15 protein-coding genes and 1 pseudogene are annotated in these 20,004 nt (G+C 36.7%); 6 read left to right on the top strand and 10 right to left on the bottom strand.

Annotated elements, in window-relative coordinates:
• Window positions 1–32: 32 nt before the first annotated feature.
• The 3 genes from E4O00_RS13095 to E4O00_RS13105 form a co-directional block, all read right to left on the bottom strand.
• Entirely contained in the window at window positions 33–920 is an 888-nt protein-coding gene (locus tag E4O00_RS13095; RefSeq protein WP_253677791.1) for a fructose bisphosphate aldolase, read from the bottom strand.
• Between the two features lie 124 nt (window positions 921–1,044).
• On the bottom strand, window positions 1,045–1,440 hold the full coding sequence (locus tag E4O00_RS13100; RefSeq protein WP_253677792.1) for a type II toxin-antitoxin system tRNA(fMet)-specific endonuclease VapC: 396 nt from the start codon (window positions 1,438–1,440) through the stop codon (window positions 1,045–1,047).
• Window positions 1,440–1,670, bottom strand: coding sequence for a type II toxin-antitoxin system antitoxin VapB (locus E4O00_RS13105; RefSeq protein WP_253677793.1), 231 nt, complete (start codon window positions 1,668–1,670; stop codon window positions 1,440–1,442). Before E4O00_RS13105 ends, E4O00_RS13100 begins: the two co-directional genes overlap by 1 nt.
• Before the next feature lie 208 nt (window positions 1,671–1,878).
• Here E4O00_RS13105 and E4O00_RS13110 point away from each other — a divergent pair, with 208 nt between their 5' ends.
• Both E4O00_RS13110 and fusA read left to right on the top strand, forming a co-directional pair.
• Window positions 1,879–2,778, top strand: coding sequence for a hypothetical protein (locus E4O00_RS13110; RefSeq protein ID WP_253677794.1), 900 nt, complete (start codon window positions 1,879–1,881; stop codon window positions 2,776–2,778).
• Window positions 2,779–2,860: 82 nt separating this feature from the next.
• Entirely contained in the window at window positions 2,861–4,912 is a 2,052-nt protein-coding gene (fusA, locus tag E4O00_RS13115) for an elongation factor G (protein WP_253677795.1), read from the top strand.
• Here fusA and E4O00_RS13120 read toward each other — a convergent pair.
• Complete coding sequence (locus tag E4O00_RS13120; protein WP_253677796.1) at window positions 4,891–5,580, bottom strand: DUF4299 family protein; 690 nt, start codon at window positions 5,578–5,580, stop codon at window positions 4,891–4,893. The two genes, fusA and E4O00_RS13120, sit on opposite strands and share 22 nt — an antisense overlap.
• Window positions 5,581–5,759: 179 nt before the next feature.
• Here E4O00_RS13120 and E4O00_RS13125 point away from each other — a divergent pair, with 179 nt between their 5' ends.
• The 4 genes from E4O00_RS13125 to E4O00_RS13140 all read left to right on the top strand — a co-directional run bounded on the left by E4O00_RS13125 (window position 5,760) and on the right by E4O00_RS13140 (window position 11,062).
• Entirely contained in the window at window positions 5,760–6,428 is a 669-nt protein-coding gene (locus E4O00_RS13125; protein WP_253677797.1) for a response regulator transcription factor, read from the top strand.
• Window positions 6,425–7,621, top strand: coding sequence for a sensor histidine kinase (locus tag E4O00_RS13130; RefSeq protein ID WP_253677798.1), 1,197 nt, complete (start codon window positions 6,425–6,427; stop codon window positions 7,619–7,621). Before E4O00_RS13125 ends, E4O00_RS13130 begins: the two co-directional genes overlap by 4 nt.
• Before the next feature lie 103 nt (window positions 7,622–7,724).
• A complete protein-coding gene (locus tag E4O00_RS13135; protein ID WP_253677799.1) occupies window positions 7,725–8,378 on the top strand; it encodes an ABC transporter ATP-binding protein in 654 nt (217 codons plus the stop codon).
• On the top strand, window positions 8,375–11,062 hold the full coding sequence (locus E4O00_RS13140; RefSeq protein ID WP_253677800.1) for an ABC transporter permease: 2,688 nt from the start codon (window positions 8,375–8,377) through the stop codon (window positions 11,060–11,062). Before E4O00_RS13135 ends, E4O00_RS13140 begins: the two co-directional genes overlap by 4 nt.
• Window positions 11,063–11,122: 60 nt before the next feature.
• On the opposite strand, the gene E4O00_RS13145 is transcribed toward E4O00_RS13140, so the two are convergent.
• From E4O00_RS13145 to gyrA, 6 genes and pseudogenes are all read right to left on the bottom strand, one after another.
• The gene (locus E4O00_RS13145) at window positions 11,123–13,087 is read right to left on the bottom strand and encodes a GmrSD restriction endonuclease domain-containing protein (protein ID WP_253677801.1); all 1,965 of its coding nucleotides are present in this window, start codon (window positions 13,085–13,087) and stop codon (window positions 11,123–11,125) included.
• Entirely contained in the window at window positions 13,080–14,417 is a 1,338-nt protein-coding gene (locus E4O00_RS13150; RefSeq protein WP_253677802.1) for a DUF262 domain-containing protein, read from the bottom strand. Before E4O00_RS13150 ends, E4O00_RS13145 begins: the two co-directional genes overlap by 8 nt.
• Window positions 14,418–14,489: 72 nt before the next feature.
• Window positions 14,490–15,323, bottom strand: coding sequence for a 23S rRNA (adenine(2030)-N(6))-methyltransferase RlmJ (gene rlmJ, locus E4O00_RS13155; protein WP_253677803.1), 834 nt, complete (start codon window positions 15,321–15,323; stop codon window positions 14,490–14,492).
• Between the two features lie 3 nt (window positions 15,324–15,326).
• Window positions 15,327–16,731 (bottom strand): annotated as a pseudogene (locus E4O00_RS13160) (MATE family efflux transporter).
• Window positions 16,732–16,782: 51 nt separating this feature from the next.
• Window positions 16,783–17,520, bottom strand: a complete 738-nt coding sequence (locus E4O00_RS13165) for a potassium channel family protein (RefSeq protein WP_253677805.1) — start codon at window positions 17,518–17,520, stop codon at window positions 16,783–16,785.
• Window positions 17,521–17,529: 9 nt separating this feature from the next.
• Complete coding sequence (gene gyrA / locus E4O00_RS13170) at window positions 17,530–19,977, bottom strand: DNA topoisomerase (ATP-hydrolyzing) subunit A (RefSeq protein WP_253677806.1); 2,448 nt, start codon at window positions 19,975–19,977, stop codon at window positions 17,530–17,532.
• Between the last annotated feature and the right edge of the window lie 27 nt (window positions 19,978–20,004).

The following is a 20,004-nucleotide window of genomic DNA, read 5'->3' on the forward strand; positions in this document are numbered from 1 at the left end:
AGCAAGGCTGATAAACCTTGCTCTTTTTAAAACTATGTTATTGAAGCTTCATAAACGCCCTTGATGGTTTTTTCCAAGGTTGCGTTAAACTCATCATCGCTTTGATTTGCAAAAAGACCTTCGGCGAGAGCTCGGGAGAAACTTGCAATCATACCTCGGTTTTTAGCCAGAAGCTTGTTTGCATCGTCTCTGGAATAACCGCCTGAAAGGGCTACCATTCTAACTACCTGAGGATGCTTTGTAAATTCCTCGTAAAGGTTTTCCTGTGTCGGAATTGAAAGCTTAAACATTACAAGCAAGTCTTTCGGCAAGGTTTTAAGATGTTCTTCCAATTCTTTTTTGAGGATTTCTTCACACTTAGCCTTGTCGGGTGATTTAATATCTACTTCAGGCTCGATAATAGGAACAAGACCGGCTTTTGCAATTTGAATACCCAATTCAAATTGCTGATCTACAACAGCCTTGATACCTTGGGGATTTGCTTCCTTTATAACCGAGCGCATCTTTGTTCCAAAAATGTGCTTTTCTACAGCGTGCTTTAGCATAGCATCCAAATTGGGTATCGGCTTCATAAGCTGAACGCCGTCTTTTAATTCTGCAAGACCCTTATCGACCTTTAAAAAGGGGAGAATCTTTTTCTTTTCCCATAAGAAGTCGGCTGTGGGCATTCCCTCAATTTCTCGCTCCATTGTTTGCTCAAATAAAATTGCACCTAAAATATTATTGGAATTAAAAGCCTTACCTGTGATTATTCTTGTGCGCATAGCATGAACAAGATCAAACATCTCATCTTCATTGGAGTAAGCAGTTTCGGGAACTCCGTAAGCAGCCAAAGCTTTAGGAGTACTTCCGCCGCTTTGATCCAATGCCGCAATAAAACCCTTATCGTTTTTCATTCTTTCAAGTTTTATTTTATCCATAATTCACCTCTTCAAAAAATATTTACCGCAAGTAACCTTGCATACTCTTCTATTATAACATATAAACTTTGTTTCGCTCAAGGGCTTATTTCAAATTCGAATAAAAAGAAGGATTGAGTAAGCCTTACTTCCAATCTTCTAGGTTCAAGTTTTTTATTCGGCAAAATTCTTTTGTATTGTTGGTAACAAGGATTAAATTTTTCGCTATAGCTTGTGCTGCAATTAACATATCATAGGCGTCAATAATTTTACCTTCAGTTTTTAAGGATGTTCTTATTTTTCCGAATTCTTGAGCATCTCTATCATCAAAATTTAAAATAGAAAATGGTGTCAAAAATTTTATTAATGATATTCGATTTTTTTCTACATACTTGCTATTATATACACCGAACTGTAATTCTGCTACGGTAATACTTGAGATGTAAATCCCTAAGTGTTTATTCTCTTTAATCTTTTGAAGAACATTAGGACTTTTTTTATTTTTAAGAAATATACAGATATTCGTATCCAATAAATACATTATAAATCTTTCCTGTCCTGCAAATCAGGCTGACATCTTCCTTCTACCATAAAATCATCGGTAAACCCGTTTAAGCCTTCTAAAAATGTTTCCCACTCTTTGTTTTTTGGGAATAGAATAACAGATTCTCCGGCTCTCCGTATAAAAACCTCAGTTCCCGAAAAATTATATTCTTTAGGCAACCTGACTGCCTGACTCCTGCCGTTTCGAAATAATTTTGCCGTTTCCATATAATACCCCCATACAATAAGTATATACCATAGTATATACTATGTCAAGTTTTATATTTACCGCCACGGAAATCAATTTTGTAATATTTTTTAATAAAAGATATATCCATGAGAGCTTTAAACATAATGTGAGATAAAGAATCTTTAGCTTGCTCTTTATTTTATTTTTTGATAAAATAAAGTCCGATAAAATATTTGGAGATATTAAATGACAGACAATATGGAGAAACTACTTAATCGCCTATTTTTTAAAGATATAAACGGTATATGGACAGGAAGTATAGGTAATAATAAATTTCTTATTAGACAAGATAAATTAACCGATCAAGAGCTTGCTCTTAAAACCTCTTGTGCCGTAAGCGGATCAAAGGGAGAGTTATTCACTTTTTTAGATGAACAAAAAAAGATGGGAAGGGTAAAAACCTTTAATATGGACGAAGATTTATTATCCTTAACTTATTCCTATGGTGATGCTGATTTTGAACTTGAATCTTTTTTAAAAGATCTTTCAGCTCTTCTAACAGAATTAGAATCAAAAGATGTTTGCTTTTCATGTACTAAAACAAGAGAAACAAATACTTATAAAATTAAGGGTGTTCCAACCTTTTTATGTTCTGAGTGTGCAGAAAATTTTAAAATGAAGATGGAAAAAGTAAACAATGAACCCAATAATTATTTAACCGGAACCTTATGCTGCATCATAGGTGCTCTACTCGGCTCTGCAGCTTGGATCTTAATAGGTTATTTCGGTTTTTATGCGTCCATTGCAGGCTATTTTATAGCCTACTCTGCATTTTATGGTTATAATTTTGGAAAAGGAAAGGCAACCAAGGTAGGGGCTATAATAAATATCTTTGCTATAATTTTTGCCCTGCTTTTTGCTGAATATATAGGTTTATTTTTAGCCGTCAAAAAAGAAGCCGGTTTAGACTTTTTATCTTTTATAAAATTCTCTCCGGTCTTTTTTTTCGATCCGGAATTTATTAAATCTATTCTTCCTAGTCTAGTTCTTGGCTTTTTGTTTGCCGGATTAGGTTCTTATAGAATCATCAAGGATATGTTTATAAAGGCAAATGAGCTTTCAGGTATCTCTATAGAAAGAATCTGACAAATTTAAAAGCTCCCGATTGTTTTTTTTTGATTTTTTTGCTATTATTTTCGCTTAAATAAGATTTTTGGAGAATGTGAAAATGCTTGATAAGATGCGGAACATAGGAATAATGGCTCACATAGATGCGGGAAAAACCACCACCACCGAGCGTATTTTATTTTACACGGGAAAAATTCATAAGATAGGCGAAATAGATGACGGTCAAGCAACCATGGACTGGATGGCCCAAGAGCAGGACAGGGGAATCACTATCCAAAGTGCCGCCACCACCACTTATTGGAAAAATTTTCAGATAAATATAATCGATACACCCGGGCACGTAGATTTTACGGCCGAGGTAGAACGCTCCTTGCGTGTCTTGGACGGAGCAGTTGCAGTTCTTTGTGCAGTCGGAGGAGTTCAGCCCCAAACCGAAACCGTTTGGCATCAGGCTGACCGCTACAAGGTTCCGCGTATTTGTTTTGTAAACAAGATGGACAGAATCGGTGCCGACTTTTTTGCAGTCTTAAAAGATGTGCACGAAAAATTCGGAGTTGAGGTTGTGCCGGTTCAAATTCCTATCGGGGCAAGCGACAGCTTTGAGGGAGTTATCGATCTTATTTCAATGAAGGAGATTCACTGGGATGCCGCAACCGAGGGCGAAAAATACGAGTATACCGACATAGCCCAAGACCGCCTCGCCTTGGCGGAAGAATGGCGCGAAAAAATGCTCGATACTATTTCTTCAGCCTCGGACGAAATCACCGAGCTCATCCTTGAAGGGAAAGAAGTTCCCGAAGAGCTTATCAAAAAAGAAATCAGAAAGGCCGTTTTAAATCAAAGCTATATTCCGTTTTTGTGCGGATCGGCAAGAAGGAATATAGGCGTTCAGCCCTTAATCGATGCGGTTGTAGACTTTTTACCTGCCCCCGACGAGGTTCTTCCGGCAGAGGCTCTCAATCCCAAAAAGGAAGAAAAGGTCTCGGTTCCGTGCAAGGTAGAAGGAGCTCCCTTAGGCCTTGTATTTAAGATTCAATACGACAAGGATGCAGGAAGCCTCTGCTATGTCAGAATGTATTCGGGAAAAATAAAATCTGGCGATCAGGTTTTTAACACAGGAAAAAAGAAAAGGGAACGCGTAAACAGAATCTTGCGTATGCATTCAAATAAATCGGAACAAACGGATTCCGTTCAGGCCGGAGATATAGCCGTTTTTATCGGGCTGAAACTTTCGCAGACAGGAGATACCCTGGGCTCCGAGGGTCAGCCCCTCTTGCTTGAATCCATGCAATTCCCCGAACCCGTTATTTCCGTTTCGGTAGAACCTAAAAGCTTATCGGAAAGCGACCGCTTAAAAGAGGTCTTGGAAATTCTTTCAAAGGAAGACCCGACCTTCACAAGCCGCGAAGACAGCGAGACCGGACAGCTTATAATTTCGGGAATGGGAGAACTCCATATAGATGTTCTAACTCGCCGAATGTTGGATGACTTTAAAGTAGAAGCCAGAGTCGGAAACCCGCAGGTTACTTACAGGGAGTCTATCACCGCAGAAAAAACTCAAACCGAAAAATACAGCAAGCAGCTGGGCGGAAAAGACAACGAGGCCGAGCTTACACTCACCGTCCGCCCCCTTGAGCGTGGAAGCGGAAACCGCTTTGTTTCAAAAGTCAAGACCTTCCAAAAGTCCGGTTCGGGCAGCACTAATGCTCTTCCCGAAGAGCTTTTAGAAGCCGTTAAGCGTTCTATCGAAGGCTGTTTTAGTTCGGGAATTAAGGTAGGTTATCCTTGCACTGACATTGAGGTAGAACTGGTTTCGGTAAAATACGACGAACTTACGGCAACCCCCTTTGCTTATGAAGCCGCCGCCGCAAAGTGCTTTGACGACGCTTGCAGTTCAGCCGACCCCGTGCTCTTGGAGCCCGTGATGGCTGTAGACATTATGAGCCCCAAAGAATTTGTAGGAGACGCCATGAGTCAGATTACCCAGAGGGGAGGTCTAATCTCGAGTATGGACTCAAAGGCAAGTACAGACATTGTACACGCCCAAGCTCCCATGGCAAAGATGTTCGGATTTTCCACCGACCTCCGTTCAGCCACTCAGGGGAGGGCTTCATTTACCATGAGCTTTAGTCATTTTGAGATTAAGCGGTAAGTCATTTTTATCTTGACTCTTTTTTTAGAATGCTCAAAATTTCTTTTTGTGTTATTATCTTCAAAAAAAATTTGGTTTGCCGAAAAAGCGTCTAAATACTGAATGTCCTTAAAGAATTTACTAAATGCCTCTATCGGATTCTTGGAATTTAAAAATCCTTCTACAATCTTACGGTTAAAAGCCGCTTCCCGGAAAATACCAAAACTGATGTATTCATCCGTATCTTTGTTTTCAAAATAAGATTTTATTCCGAATAAGATATCCTCCGGATAATTAAATTGTTCGATATTCGCAGCGGTAAAATGTTCATCTCTTTCATTGACAATATCACTTCCCAATTTTTTAGCTAAATCTTTGATATAGGTAAGAGCAATTTGCCAATCTTCGCGTGTGCTCGGCGTGAAAACCCGCACAGCATAATGATTGAGTTCCTTATCAAAAGAAAGTTCAAAGCCGCGGGAGCTTTTCCCGAATACTCCGCATAGTAAACATTCATAATCGGCAACAGACGAGTTATAGAATTTTTCTAAATCGAAATTATTTTGTGTTTCATCAAAAGCAAATTGCTCTATCTTTTGTGAAGAAAATCCTAAACATTCTTTTAACTTCATAGGAGCTTTAGCTTTTAAAAAAGTTTTTTTGTTGTTAATATAAAATGATACACTCATAAGTTTCTCCATATCATGTGTATAGGGTACCTTTAAAAAACTATTTTTTTAGTACACATAGTCATTTTAGTAGTTTTTTTATAAATTGTCTAGTATAAAAATTGGATTCTTATCTTAGGTTTTGTTACTTTTAATTCTTTATACTTGACTGCCGATTTTTATTCTGCTATAGTTTTATTATGTCAAAAAAAATTGTAAAAATATTATCGGTTGAGGACAGCGAAGATATAGCCTTCGGTATAAAGGAGTATTTATCCAAAAGGAATTTTGAACTTACTCTTTCAAGTTCTATTGCCCAAGCAAAGAAAAAACTAAATGAAGATTTCGACTTAATAATTTTGGATATTAATTTACCTGATGGGGATGGAAGAGATTTGCTTAAATATATAAAATCTGAGACGGATACTCCCATAATTTTTTTGACGGTGAAGAACGATGAAAAAAATATTGTAGAAGGATTAGATCTTGGTGCTGAGGATTATATTACAAAGCCTTTTAAACTCTCAATATTACACTCAAGGATAAATGCGGTTTTACGCCGAACAAGGCATTCTGCAAATGAAATTATTGTTTTGGATGAATATAAGCTTGATAAAAACCAAAAGAGGCTTTTTAAAAATGAAAAAGAAATAGAATTAAGCTCACAGGAATTTAATCTCATGCTTTTATTTATGGAAAATGCAAACCAGACCTTGACCCGTCCCCGCCTCTTGGAATTAATTTGGGATTCAAAAGATAATTTTGTAAACGACAACACCTTGACTGCAACCGTAAGGAGGCTTAGACAAAAACTGGATGAGCCTTTATTAAAAACGATTCACGGAATAGGCTATAGGCTTGAACTATGAAAAAAATTTATACCAAGACCGGAGTTTGTTTTTTACTCATAATTCTACTCTGTGTAAATTCTTTTATAATCTTTATTTACAAGATAAATGAAAACAATTTTTATTTTAGTTTAGCACAGATAATCGGAGCTATTGATAAATCCGATAATTCGGATAAATCTATTGAAAAAATTTTACTTTCAAGCCTAAAAAATAAAAACAGAAGTCAAGAAGAAAAAGGAAAAGAGATTTTAAAAAAGCACGGATACATAAAAGACTTTTTTATTTTTAAAAACAAGGTTTATGATCTTGTTTTGCTTTGCAGTCTGGCTTCAATAACAACGGCAGCATTATTTTTAGTTTACAATCGGCACAAGAATAAAAAATTAAATAAAAGAATAGCTTCAATTCTTTCAGCGGCAGAAAAAATCCAAAAAGGAGATTATAAATTCTATAAAGAAAAAGAAGATGAGTTTTCTTTATTGGAAGATTCAATATATAAGAGCCTTATTCTTTTGCGAGAAACCCGTTTAGCTGCCTTAAACGACAAAGAAGAATATAAAGAAAATCTTGAAAACATAGCTCATCAACTTAAAATACCTATTACTTCGATAAATTTAATGCTCGAACTTTTAGAAGATAATAAGACCGATAATAATATTTTAGAGACTGAAGCTTTTCAAAAAATAAAAAAACAAATTAGCCGTCTGGAAAATTTAACGGAGGTACTTTTAAAACTTGCCCGCCTTGATTCGGGAAGTATTGAAATGAAAAAGGAAGTATTTTTACTTGAAGAATGCTTAATCCATTCTATGGAAAGCATTGAAGATGATTTAAGAATAAAGGAGCTTTTGCCTAAGCTGGACTTAAACGGAATTACAATATCAGGAGACTTTTACTGGCTTTCCGAAGCCTTTTTAAACATATTAAAAAATTTTTCGGATTTGTACCCCAAAGTAAAAAATATTTCTATTTCTGCAAAAGAAAATGCAGTTTACACCCACATATCTTTTGAAAATGACGGGCCCGAAATACCGGCTTCCGACTTAAAAAACATCTTCCGCCGCTTTTATAAAAGCAACACAAATGAGGGCAAGGGCTTCGGCATAGGCCTTGCGATGAGCCAAACTATCTTAAAAAAACACAATGCCGAAATCCGAGCCGAAAACACAAAATCGGGTACAGCTTTTATTGTTAAATTTTATAAAGAATAAATTTTTTTTCAAAATTATTTTAAATTTTTCTTCTCTTGTCATAAATTTATCACAATTATAGATTATCATAAGGCAGTGAAAAAAAAGAATTCAGGAGGGACTTATGCAGATATTAAAAACGGAAAAATTGACAAAGATTTATAACAATCAGGTAAAGGCCTTAAACGGTGTAAATATTTCAATCGACCGCGGAGAATTTGTCGCGGTGATGGGCTCAAGCGGTTCAGGGAAGTCAACGCTTTTGCATATCTTGGGCGGAGTGGACAGGCCGACATCCGGTACGGTCTACATAGACGAGGAAGATATTTCCGGCTTAAAAGAAAAGGACTTGGCTCTTTTTAGAAGAAGGAAGATAGGCCTCGTTTATCAATTCTTTAACTTGATTCCCAACTTATCAGTAAAAAAGAATATCTTATTGCCCATCCTGCTTGATAAAAAAATTCCCGATCAAAATTACTTTAATGAAATTGTGTCGGTATTAGGCTTAAAAGAAAAGCTTAATTCTTTTCCAAGTGAACTTTCAGGCGGACAGCAGCAAAGGGTTGCTATTGCGCGCAGCTTAATTTATCGTCCCTCGATTCTTTTAGCAGACGAACCGACGGGAAACTTGGACAGAAAAAACAGCGATGAAATTATCGGCTTACTAAAATTATCGAATAAAAACTATAAGCAGACAATTATTATGATAACTCATGACGAAAGAATTGCCTTAGAAGCCGATAGAATTATCAAAATAGAAGATGGAGGAATTTTATGAGCATTATCAGAGAATACACTTCAAATTATGTAAAAGCAAACAGAAAAAGCGGAGTCGCCTTATTTCTTTCTATCACGGCTGCAGTAGTTTTAATAAACGCTTACGTCTTTTTTGTCTACAGTATTCTAATGGATTCTTTTAAGGCAATAAAAAAGATAAGCCCTTGGGATGCTCAAACCTATGATATTCCGATGGACAAGGTCGGTATAGTAGAGCAAAACCAAAATGTAAAATCCATAAGCCTTGAAGAGCCGGCTTATTGCGGTAAATTAAAAGGCAACAATTCAGATAATTATATTTTTATCAGAAGCGGAGACAAAAGATTTTGGGATGAGTTTTCACCTGATGAATTTATAACGGAAGGAAGGCTCCCTCAAATCCCGAACGAAATAATTGTAAACAATCTCTTTTTAAGTCAAAATCCGAATCTCAAAATAGGAGACACTATAAGGATGAGTTTGGGTAAAAGAATGTATAAGGACAATGAACTTTTAGCCTTTGATTCTCCCATAAGCGGCGAAGAATTTATCGAAGAAAAGGAAGTCTCTTTTAAAATATGCGGTTCTTTTTTAAACTTTCCCGGTATAAACCAAAGAGCATCAATGGGATTTTATCTTTTTAATCCTGCCTCATTAAAAAACGATGCAAGAGTTTCTGTGAATATCTTTTTAACTTCAAAATTAAATGCCTATAAAAAATTATTTGAAATTACGGAAAACTTAGAATTTGAACGCAACAAAGACGGAAGCTATAAAATTTTTATAAACACTCCGCTTTTGGATATGTACGGAATAAAAGATCCCTTACGCAAGGGACGATCCGAAATGGAAAGTTTAATTTTAAAGTTTTTAATAGGGCTCATTATTTTAACCCTTATCTTCGTTTATCTTATCTACAATATTTTTGAAGTATGGGCAGCAAAAAGAATTAAACAAATAGCCATGTTAAAAAGCATCGGAGCCGGTAAGGGACACATCTTTCATAGCATTTTATTGGAAGCTGTTCTTTTAAGTATTCCGCCTATCTTGACAGGTGTGTTTGCAGGTATAGGTTTTAATGTTTTTTTATTTAAACAAATTAATAGGATTGCAAATTCGGCTATGGCAGAAAACACCGATATTTTTTCGATGCCGCAATACGAATTCGGCATCTTACCGGTTATTCTTGTTATACTATTTTCTTTTATAACGGTACTCATAGCGTCACTTATACCGGCTGTCAGACTTTCAAAAATAAACATCATCGATTCTTTAAAGGGCAACATCGAAAAATCAAAAAAACATAAACGAAAAGTTTTTGCCGATGGAGCTTGGAAAAAAGAAAACCGTAAAAATAATTTTAGAACCTTTAGAGGCACAAGCAATGCAATTTTTATTTCATACGTTTTACTCTTTACCCTATTGACCTTAATTACCGTAAATTTTATTCGGGAAGATCATAAATATTATGAATCAAAGGATGAGATAAAGGTAGGTTATTGTTTGGTAAATGAAGATGAAAAATTCGACTGTTCCGCTAAAAATATTTTTTATCCCATTCAAAACTTGAAAGAATGTTTATCATCTTACTATTATGTATCTTTAGATTCGTGGTTCATCTGTTCCGATGAAGATGTTTCCGCTCAGTTTAAAGAAGAGTCTTGGTTTGAACAAAAACATCAAGGAAGATATTTTTGGAAGGAAGGTAAAAATAAAAAGCTTAATGCAAAGATCTACGGGCTTGATAATGAAACCTTTAAAAAACTTTTAGCTTCTATAGGAGAAGACGAGGCTTCTTATTATGCGGAAGATTCTTATAAGGCAATTCTTGTAAACCGTGTGCAAAAAGATTGGCGCATTCCATATAGGAATTCTCAATTTATTCCTCTCCTCGATTCAAATATAAAAGAAATACATTGTTCCTTGCAAAAAAAATCAAAACCGGTTACAGAAGCAGAAAAAAAGCATAGCTTCAAAACTCTCTTTCCAATTATTATCGGAAAAACTATAAACGATACCGGTTTAATAGAAACAAAGGCTCCTCTATATTCCGTCCTTTTAATCTTGCCGATTGAAAAGGCTGAAAGGCTCCGCAATGCACAAATTGCTTTTGATAAGGAAAATGCAGAATTCTTCCGTGACGGACTTTTATATTCTCTCTTTTTAAAAACGGAAAAAGAAAGCATCGTTCCTTTACGCAAAACTATCGAGAATATAATGAAGCCGGCTCTCCGTGGAGAAAATATGTATTGGCAGTCAGACATATTTATCGAAAAACTTTCAGCCGAAAGCAGCAACAATTTTTTTAAAGCGGTTTTCTTTTCATTCCTATTATTGGTTCTTCTTGCAGGCTGCATAAACAGTTACTCTGCAATTATGCTTAATTTAAGAACGAGAAAAAATGAGTTTGCTCTTTTTAAATCCGTCGGTGCCGATTCAAACACAACCACAAATCTTTTTTATAAAGAGGCCGGCGGGTTTTTGATCAAGCCGCTCCTAAAAGCAATCCCTTTCTTTTTGGCTTTTGCTGCAATTTTAATTATACGATTTGATGAGGTCTTTGTTTTAAACTTTTTGCTTTCATTTAATTGGGGCTTTTTTATCTTTTACAGCCTCTGCTTAAGTGCTTCGATTATCAGCTCCTACTATTTCGGCAAAAAAGAAATAGAAGCCGGAGGAATAATAAGCGGGATAGACGGATTTTAGGAAACAAAAAAGGTTGGTTGTTTTCTATAACATTGAAATTTTCAACTGTCTTCCAAAAAACTACGTTTTGATCAGTATTTCAATCATTTTTTTACCGTGAGCTTCTATTGAATTACTGTTTGTAATATTTGTATTCCAAGTATCATACTCCATCATAATGCGTTGTTTTATGCTGTCAATTGTCGAGCTTCCACTGTAATAATTTTTCTTCGCTGCTGGCATAAAATTACTCAAACGCGAATTTTTACTACTACTAATTAAACACAAATTCCCGAAATTATCTAACCATTTTTCATCATCTCCTGTTAAAATTAAATTCTCATCAATAGGGTGCTGAGGATAATAATGCTCAACAGAACTTCTAAATGTGTATTCAAAATCTCTTATACGATTGTCTGTAAATGCTTGACTATCTTTAATCGTGAAATAGCTTTTGTTGGCTCTGTAATCTTGCCATAACAAATAATCAAGATAATTGAAAATAAAATTATCAACAGCTGTTCCTTGATTTAGTTTGTTAATATCAATATCTGTTTCAGAATTTTTTGGGTTTCCGTTATTTGTATAAATTATTTCAAAATAATCTTTTGGATCATTTGCTAAAAATCGATCTTTTAAGAATGCTTTTGCAAGATTTTCCAGATATACTTTATAAGTTTCTGCATCGAAAGAGGTATGTTCCATAACAAATTTCAGCGAAGCATTTAACCAATGTTTGTAAACCAAAGTTGGATTTGAAACGTGAAACATTGATAGCAACATTAAAATTTCTCTATTTATACCATCATTGGTTTCTACATTGTCTACATCAAAGGTATTTACATAACTTACTTTATTATTATCATACCATTTAAGACGCTTTAAACTCCAATGGTCTGTACCTTTTGCAAATTCTCTTTTTATAATATACTTGTCAAAGTAAAACTTACCTTTCAATAAATTGTAACCGAACTGTTTTACAAATTCTTTTCCCTTTTTTAAAAAGGGGGTAAATAATTCCAATAGCTGCTTATCATCTAACGGGATATCATCTTTTACTTGTATTCTTAAAATGTGAAGTAGGAAATTTTCAAAATTGATAATTGTATTAAATCTATCGGGATTTTCATCCGTAGTACTTGAATTGTCAGAAATTTGCTTTGGCGTTTCTGCAAGGAGTTGATTTATTGTTGAAGCGTCTTCATTAGTTTGGTTGATTGTCGGATTCTGTAAAATCTGATAAACATCATCAACTTCGCACACAAAATTATTCCAATCATTTTTACCAAATAACTCATTTCTCTGTGCAAGTGAAAAACCGTATTGAACATATTTTTCCATGTTTGAAGTTGCTTCCCAGATCAAGTTAAAAGCGTATTTCAAATTGTCATTTTCCAAAATTTCAAGCATTTTAGCTTTTAAGATTTCATGTTTTTCTAACTGTTCCCCACGACTATTCATGATTTCAAAATAGTGATTTAAATCTGTATCTTCCGGAACTAAAACACGTAATATTGTGACTTTTTCAAAAAAATAATCGCAAAAATCATTTATCGTTAAGCGATTATCAGTTAATATTTTAGCCAATGATTTTTTTGCATCATAATAGCCTTGTCGGATAGCCGTGTTACAGTCTTCAGTATCTAAACTTTCTCCATTAAAGAGATATGAAAGCGTATTTGAGGCAATTTTACGGCTATCAAAAGACAAATTGAGCTTGTTATACCAAGACAAATCAATCTTTGGATGCTCTTTTTTAATTACGGTCAACAATATGGTTAATGTTGTTAAACGTTGTTGCCCATCAATGGTTTCATAGATTACACCACCTTCCGTTTTTCTTTCATACGCGATCAACGAACCAATGTAGTATTTCGGTTTATTCTCTGTGTTTTTGCTTTTAAGAATATAATCTGCAATGTCCTGAATAATCTGGGTTATTTGAGATTCTGTCCATTCGTAATTCCTTTGATAGATTGGAATTATATACTCATCTGAACTGAATAACGCTTTAATGCTGTAATATTTTGGTTGTTTATCAGTCATAATATTTTAAGTCCTTAAAGAGTTCCACAATTTTTTCTGTTTTGCTTGACCTGTTTTCTTTTAAAGTTTCAAGTTGCAAGTTTAGTATGTCGCTTGGATTTACTGTTTCCTTGATTTTTTTAAATAACTGTATCTGAGAATATTCCCCTTTATTGAGAGCGAAATTATCAACCGAATCAAGTCCAACTGCCTTTAATTTCAGGCGCAGTGAATATGCCCAAATAAAGATTTTATCAATCGCTTTTGCTAAATCTTTATCACCGAATTTGTCCATATAATAAATTAAGCCACAGTAAAATAAGTTGCGAATATATTTGTCTCCTGTGCGAAAACTACCAGCATATGTTTTTATCATATTTAATACAGGATATTTCTCCTTCATTTCTGTTGATTTCAAGTCATCAATCATTCCTTGATAATATTTGATCATTTCAAAAAATCGTTTTCCGTTTATGATAGTTTCATCTATTTGAAAAGGAAATATCATTTCTTGTTTATCAATATTTCTATGATAAGAACGGTTGTAATCTTCAACATACAAGTGAACAATGCGAAGCATTACTGCAAAAGGATAATTTTCATCTATATTGGGACTTACACCTTTGAAGATTTCGATATCATTTTTTGAAAAATATCGAGCTGAATGTCCCTTACTCCAATTTCTAATTCTAAATAAGTATTGAGAAAATAATTTTGCAAGTTCCGCTGTATCTATACTTTCCCAATGTGCAACAACTTTTTTGCGTTCTTCCTCTGTTGAACACTTATTCATTTCTCTCAAATGAAATGCTTTTAGTAAATCGTGCGGCTCAAGGTCTTTACCTCTTGAATTTTGAGAATCAAAAAACTGAAATGCTTCTGAAACATCACTTAAAACAACTTCAACCAAGGTACATTTATTCAAAAAGAACAATATTATATTTCCATCAAAATCAGCAATTCGCCGTTCAATCGTTTTGTAATTGCGTTGTATATTTGCTTTTGAAATATTATTAACAAATGATAAATTCAAAAGTTTTGGTTCAAAATTCTTTAGTGCCTGTTCTTCTTCTGGAGTTTTATTCTGTTTTTTAATTATTGCATAAGCGATCAAGGTCAATGTAATTGTCCTCTGTTGCCCATCAACGATATCAGCAACATTATCATGACTGTGAACTACAAGAGTTCCTAAACGATATTCAGATTGATCCTTATGAATTAAAATATCATCAATAAGTTGATTGACATTTTTTGTTGTCCATTTATATGGACGTTGGTAATTGGGTATCTTCAAGTTATCATTAGTAAGCAAAGTTCTTACATTTACTATTTGAGGGTGTCTTGATTCCATGTTGTATCTTATTTATTTTCCTTTCATATCCTTCTTTCTCTAAATATACCACAAATCCCGCCAATCTTCAACCTAAACTGCACCCACCCTCTCAACATACTCACAAATTCCCTTTACCCTTTCTTCCATGCCCCAGGGAGGATTTGTGATTAAAAGGCCTGAGCCTTGAAGGCCGTATTCGCTTTCAGTATCTATCTTACTTGAAAAATGCTTGACCTCAAAATTCAACATCTTACCGTTTGCAGCTTTGCCTATCCGGCTTTTTAAATTTGCACATACTTCGGTTTTGTGATTCAATATTGGATACCAAATTATAAAGATTCCTACAGGCCATTTTTTACATACCTTTTCAACAGCTTCTGCAATCGCGGTATAGTCCGAATCGACTTCATAGCTGGGGTCAAAGAGGGCAAAACCGCGGATAGGGAAAGGCGGGGTAAGGGCTCTAATTGCCTCATAGCAATCCCTTTTGTGCACATGAACATTTTCTATATGTTTGTAAAGCTCTTTTAATTTTTCGGCTTCGGCAGAATGTAAATCGCATAAGATTAAATTAGAATCTTTTTGTAAAAATGAACGGATGATTTCGGGAGAGCCGGCATAAGAGGAATTTTCATCATAGTTTTTTAAGCAAAAATCCAAATAGGACTTAAAGTCCTCAGGAATTGGAAGATGCAGTTTTTCTTTTTTGTATAAATCCAAAAGACGGATTATCCCTTCTTCCGCTTCGCCGGTTTTTAAACTCCACTCGCTTAAAAGATTATAGGAAGCACCCCCTGCATTTAAATCGAAAGCAGTAAACGGTTTTTGCTTTTGCGTGTAAAGTTTTAAAAAAGAAAAAAGAACCGAGTGCTTAAAAACATCGGCCTGATTTCCTGCATGAAAACCGTGACGATAACTCAGCAAATTTTACACCCTCTTATTACACCACAGGCCTTTGCGGTAGTGATATAAAATAACCGTAAACTCGGCCAGCTCCGAAAAAAATATATGAGGTCCAAACGGCAAATAAGGGCAGGTGCAAAATATTTACAACCAAAAATAAAAACGGAATCTGAACGAACCAGCGGGATCCCAAGGTAGAATAAAGCATCGGCCGAGTATGTCCTGAACCCGAAAAAACCACAGCAAGCCCCAGACTTGCAGATAAAATTATAAAGGACGGATAAAATATACGAAGCATCACACTTCCCTGCAAAAGCATTGCCGGATCATTCGGAAAGAAAAACCTTAAAAAAGTTTGAGGCGTTCCCATAATTATGACTGCAAAAATTCCCACTACAGAGGCTGACATAAAAGCGTTTATCTTAGAAGTGAGCTTTGCTTCCTTAACATTATCCCGTCCGAGGCTTTGGCCCACCAAAGTTGCTCCGCCCATATTAAATCCGAAAATCGGCATAAAGGCAAACTGAGAAAGCTTTCCTCCTACACCGGCAATAGCAACAGCATCAGCTCCATAAACAGTAACAAACTTCATAATCGTTACTTGAGCAAAGGTGCGTACAAGGGAATTAATACCTGAAGGAAGACCTATGAGTAAAAGATCTAAGTCTATCTTTTTATCGAGTCTAAAAAGTCCCTTAAAACTGATCTTAATCTTTCTTTTTCCGCTAATAAGAATTAAAAAGCCGTATAAAAAACTTATAGTTCGGGCTGTGACTGTTGCAAGAGCCGCTCCAAAGACTCCCATTCCTAAGCCCGGGATACTTGTTCCGGGAACTATATCGAACATAAAAAGAGGATCTAAGACCAAGTTTATGATAGTGGATATTATCATAATATGAAGAGGAGTTTTTGCATCCCCTGTACATCTAAAAATCGTATTTACGGAATATGAAGAAAACATAACGGGAATAAAAAATATCCTAAGCCAGCCGTATTCTAAAGCGGAATTTAAAACCTCCTGATCCGGAAGAAAAAACCACAAAATCGGTTTTAAAAAAAGAGCTAAAAGAATGCCCGATATTACGGCAAGCACAACCTTAAAACTGATAGTCTGCTCTGCAATGCGCTGAGTTTTCTCCATATCGCCCCGCCCGTAATTTTGAGCAATCATCGAAACGGAGCTTGCACCTGCGACCTCATTTAAAATAGTAAAAAGCATATATATGGAAGAAAAGAGGGTAACACCCGAAAGAGCTGTTTTCGATATTTGCCCGACCCAAACCATATCTACAATGTCGTAAAAGTTTTGCAAGCCTGCGGAAATCATCGTAGGATAGGCCAGCTTCCATAACTTAATTGATATTTTTTTAGGTTTTAATTGCAGATCAGTTTCATCACAAGTACACTTCGAGCCGGATAGATTCTCCATAGCAGCACACTCTCCTTTAGGCTTTTAAATCGGCAATCTCCCAATTGTCAATTATAATTTTTTTGAAGAAAAAAGATTTTTAAAGATTGACGGCTTTATCTCTCCATCTTTTTTGGAATTATTTTTTAAACTTATCTTTCCGCCGGAAAAGTTATAGATGTGCTCTTCGGAGGCAACAACCAAAAGAACATCATCTTCTTCAAACTTATACTCGGGGTCATCCATAAAAATAAAGTCTTCGCTTTCTTTTTTTCGGCGGGCAATAATGTTTACCCCCATGTCTTTTCGGATATTTGATTCTGCAAGGCTTTTACCGACATATCGTGCTTCCACTCCGACTTCTGCAAGAGCAAGATTTTTTGAAATAGGCATAAATTTAAGAAGAAGGTCTGCGGCTAAAATAGGAGTTGTTCTTTTTGCGGCCTCACTGTCGGGATAAATTACTCTGGTAGCTCCGACGGTTTTTAAAAGCCTTCCGTGTTCATCGGATTGGGCTCGCACCACAATGTTTGAAATGCCGAGCGTTTTTAAAATTGTCGTGCTGATTACGGAAAGCTCCACCTTGCGGCTAAAGTCTACGATTACGGTATCCACCTTAGAAGGCAAGATTTTACGCACCGAAAGCTCGCTTATTTCTTCTATCACAACTGCCGAAGATGCCTTAGGTTTATACATTTCGATCAGTTCTTTGTTTTGGTCGATGATGATAACTTCGGCACCGATTTTGATAAGTTCATCGAGCATCCGTACACCGAAGGTTCCCAAGCCCATAATCGCAAATTTTTTCATAATTTTCCCCTATTCTTCATCGCGGGCTACAACATCAAGCCCGATAAGCATATCGGGACTTTCAATATCCAATATTTTTACACCCTGTGCAGCTCTTCCCATGGTACCTACAGAGTCTACGCTTATGCGGATAGTTTTTCCCTGTCCGGTTATGCAGACAACCTCATCGTCATCAAAGACGGTAAGAAGGCCGACAACCTCTCCTGTTTTTTCGGAAAGGGTGTAGATACGCTGTCCGCCGGTTCCTCTTCCGTGAGCGGAAAATTCCGAAAACTCTACGCGCTTGCCGTAGCCGTTTTCTGTCATAACAAGCATCTTTTGATTTTCCGTTACGCGGAGTGCTCCCGTAAGCTCATCCTCTGAAGAAAGCCTTATTCCGGTAACACCGCGGGAAGAACGGCCTTGTGAGCGGATGTCTTCTTCGCTTGTGCGGAGGGCCTGACCTCGGCGGGTTATGAGCATAATCTCATCCTTGCCGCCTGTAAGAATTGCACTTACAAGCTTATCGCCCTCATCCAGTTTTATCGCAATGATTCCGCGGGTTTTTGCATTTGCAAAATTGTCAGTGGTAACTTTTTTTACAACACCGCCTGCGGTCGCCATCAATAAATAGGTCTTATCGTCAAATTCTTTTAAAGAAACGACTGCCGTAATTTCTTCATCGGAAGAAACTGAAAGAAGGGATTTTATGTGAGAGCCGCGGCTCGTTCTGCTTGCTTCCTGTATTTCATGCACCTTTAACCAGTAGGCTTTTCCCGCATTTGTGATAAACATAATATAATCGTGGGTTGAGGCCGTAAAAATCTGGTCCAAAAAGTCGTCTTCTGCAAGGTTTGCGGAATTGGAACCCTTGCCGCCCCTGTTTTGGCTCTTATAGGCCGTGGCCGGAATACGCTTGATATACCCGAGGTGGGAAATTAAGATAACCATCTCTTCTTTTTTGATAAGGTCTTCGATATTGAGCTCTTCAACCTCATCGGCTACAATATCGGTTTTGCGCTCATCGCCGAACTTTTCGGCTATCTCTGTAGTTTCTTCCTTTATTAAGGCTAAAATCTTTTCGGGATGAGCAAGAAGATCTTTTAAGTGAGCGATTAAAACCTGCAATTCCTGCAATTCTTTTCTGAGGTCTTCAATTTCCAAGCTTGTCAAACGCTTTAACTGCATATCGACAATAGCCTGAGCTTGGACATCATCAAAGCCGAATCTTTCCATCAAGCCGTTTTTTGCCGTTTGAGTATCGCGGGAGGCTCTTATTATTTTGATAACCTCATCTATGTTGTCGATGGCAACGATTAGGGCTTCCAAGATATGAGCCCTTTCTTCCGCCTTGCGTAAATCGAATTTTGTTCTGCGGGTAACTACATCGACCCTGTGCTCTACAAAGTATTTTACAAGAAGTTTTAGGTTGAGGGTTTCCGGTCTTCCGTTTACAAGGGCTAGGTTTATAACTCCGAAGGAAGATTGAAGGGCTGTCTTTGCAAAGAGCTGGTTTAATACTACCTTTGTAATTGCCCCCCTCTTTAACTCTATAACAATACGCAAGCCTGTTCTATCGGAAGTTTCATCGTTTACGTTTGCGATTCCGTCTATAACTTTTTCGCGGGCTAATTCCCCGATGCGGGATACGAGGGTGGTTGTGTTTACCTGATAGGGAACTTCTGTAAAGACTATAGTTTCTTTTCCCTTTTTATCGACCTCAATTGTAAATTTACCGCGTACCAATATTTTTCCGCGGCCGGTTTTAAAGGCTTGTTTTATGCCCTTCCTTCCATAGATGACTCCGCCGGTCGGAAAGTCGGGGCCCTTCATGTATTTACAAAGCTCGTCTATTTCGATTTCCGGATTGTCTATGTAGGCCGAAACGGCATCGGCTATTTCGCGCAAGTTATGGGGCGGCATGTTGGTTGCCATACCGACTGCAATTCCGCTTGAACCGTTTGCAAGCAAGAAGGGAAATTTTGCCGGAAGAACGGTCGGTTCTTTTGTAGAATCATCAAAGTTCGGAATAAAATCGACGGTTTCTTTTTTTATGTCCTCGACCATGGTTTCGGCGATTTTGGCCATCTTGGCTTCCGTATATCGGTAAGCAGCGGGCGGGTCGCCTCCTATGGTTCCGAAGTTTCCTTGAGGATAAATGACCGGATAGCGTAGAGAGAAGTCCTGTCCGAGGCGGACTAGGGCATCATAGACCGAAGCGTCGCCGTGAGGGTGGTAACTTCCTAATACGTCACCTACAATCTTAGCACACTTTCTGGTGGGGCCTGAACTGCGTAAACCCTTTTCTTCCATTGAATAGAGAATTCGCCTGTGAACGGGCTTTAGGCCGTCCCTTACATCGGGCAGGGCTCGGCTTACTATAACTGACATTGAATAATCTATGTAGGCTCTTTTTACTTCATTTTCGATAGGAATCGGAATTACGGCTCCGCCTTCCTTAGTTTGTATCTCTTCCACGCATTATACTCCGAAATCTATAAATTC

Source organism: Treponema sp. OMZ 788 (genome assembly GCF_024181245.1).
GTDB lineage: Bacteria > Spirochaetota > Spirochaetia > Treponematales > Treponemataceae > Treponema_B.

Excerpts from the sequence above, each read along its gene's own strand:
- E4O00_RS13120 (WP_253677796.1), bottom strand. The coding sequence starts at position 5,580 with ATGAGTGTATCATTTTATATTAACAACAAAAAAACTTTTTTAAAAGCT.
- fusA (WP_253677795.1), top strand. The coding sequence starts at position 2,861 with ATGCTTGATAAGATGCGGAACATAGGAATAATGGCTCACATAGATGCG.
- E4O00_RS13100 (WP_253677792.1), bottom strand. The coding sequence starts at position 1,440 with ATGTATTTATTGGATACGAATATCTGTATATTTCTTAAAAATAAAAAA.
- E4O00_RS13110 (WP_253677794.1), top strand. The coding sequence starts at position 1,879 with ATGACAGACAATATGGAGAAACTACTTAATCGCCTATTTTTTAAAGAT.
- E4O00_RS13150 (WP_253677802.1), bottom strand. The coding sequence starts at position 14,417 with ATGGAATCAAGACACCCTCAAATAGTAAATGTAAGAACTTTGCTTACT.
- E4O00_RS13145 (WP_253677801.1), bottom strand. The coding sequence starts at position 13,087 with ATGACTGATAAACAACCAAAATATTACAGCATTAAAGCGTTATTCAGT.
- E4O00_RS13095 (WP_253677791.1), bottom strand. The coding sequence starts at position 920 with ATGGATAAAATAAAACTTGAAAGAATGAAAAACGATAAGGGTTTTATT.
- E4O00_RS13125 (WP_253677797.1), top strand. The coding sequence starts at position 5,760 with ATGTCAAAAAAAATTGTAAAAATATTATCGGTTGAGGACAGCGAAGAT.
- E4O00_RS13130 (WP_253677798.1), top strand. The coding sequence starts at position 6,425 with ATGAAAAAAATTTATACCAAGACCGGAGTTTGTTTTTTACTCATAATT.
- E4O00_RS13105 (WP_253677793.1), bottom strand. The coding sequence starts at position 1,670 with ATGGAAACGGCAAAATTATTTCGAAACGGCAGGAGTCAGGCAGTCAGG.
- E4O00_RS13165 (WP_253677805.1), bottom strand. The coding sequence starts at position 17,520 with ATGAAAAAATTTGCGATTATGGGCTTGGGAACCTTCGGTGTACGGATG.
- E4O00_RS13140 (WP_253677800.1), top strand. The coding sequence starts at position 8,375 with ATGAGCATTATCAGAGAATACACTTCAAATTATGTAAAAGCAAACAGA.
- E4O00_RS13135 (WP_253677799.1), top strand. The coding sequence starts at position 7,725 with ATGCAGATATTAAAAACGGAAAAATTGACAAAGATTTATAACAATCAG.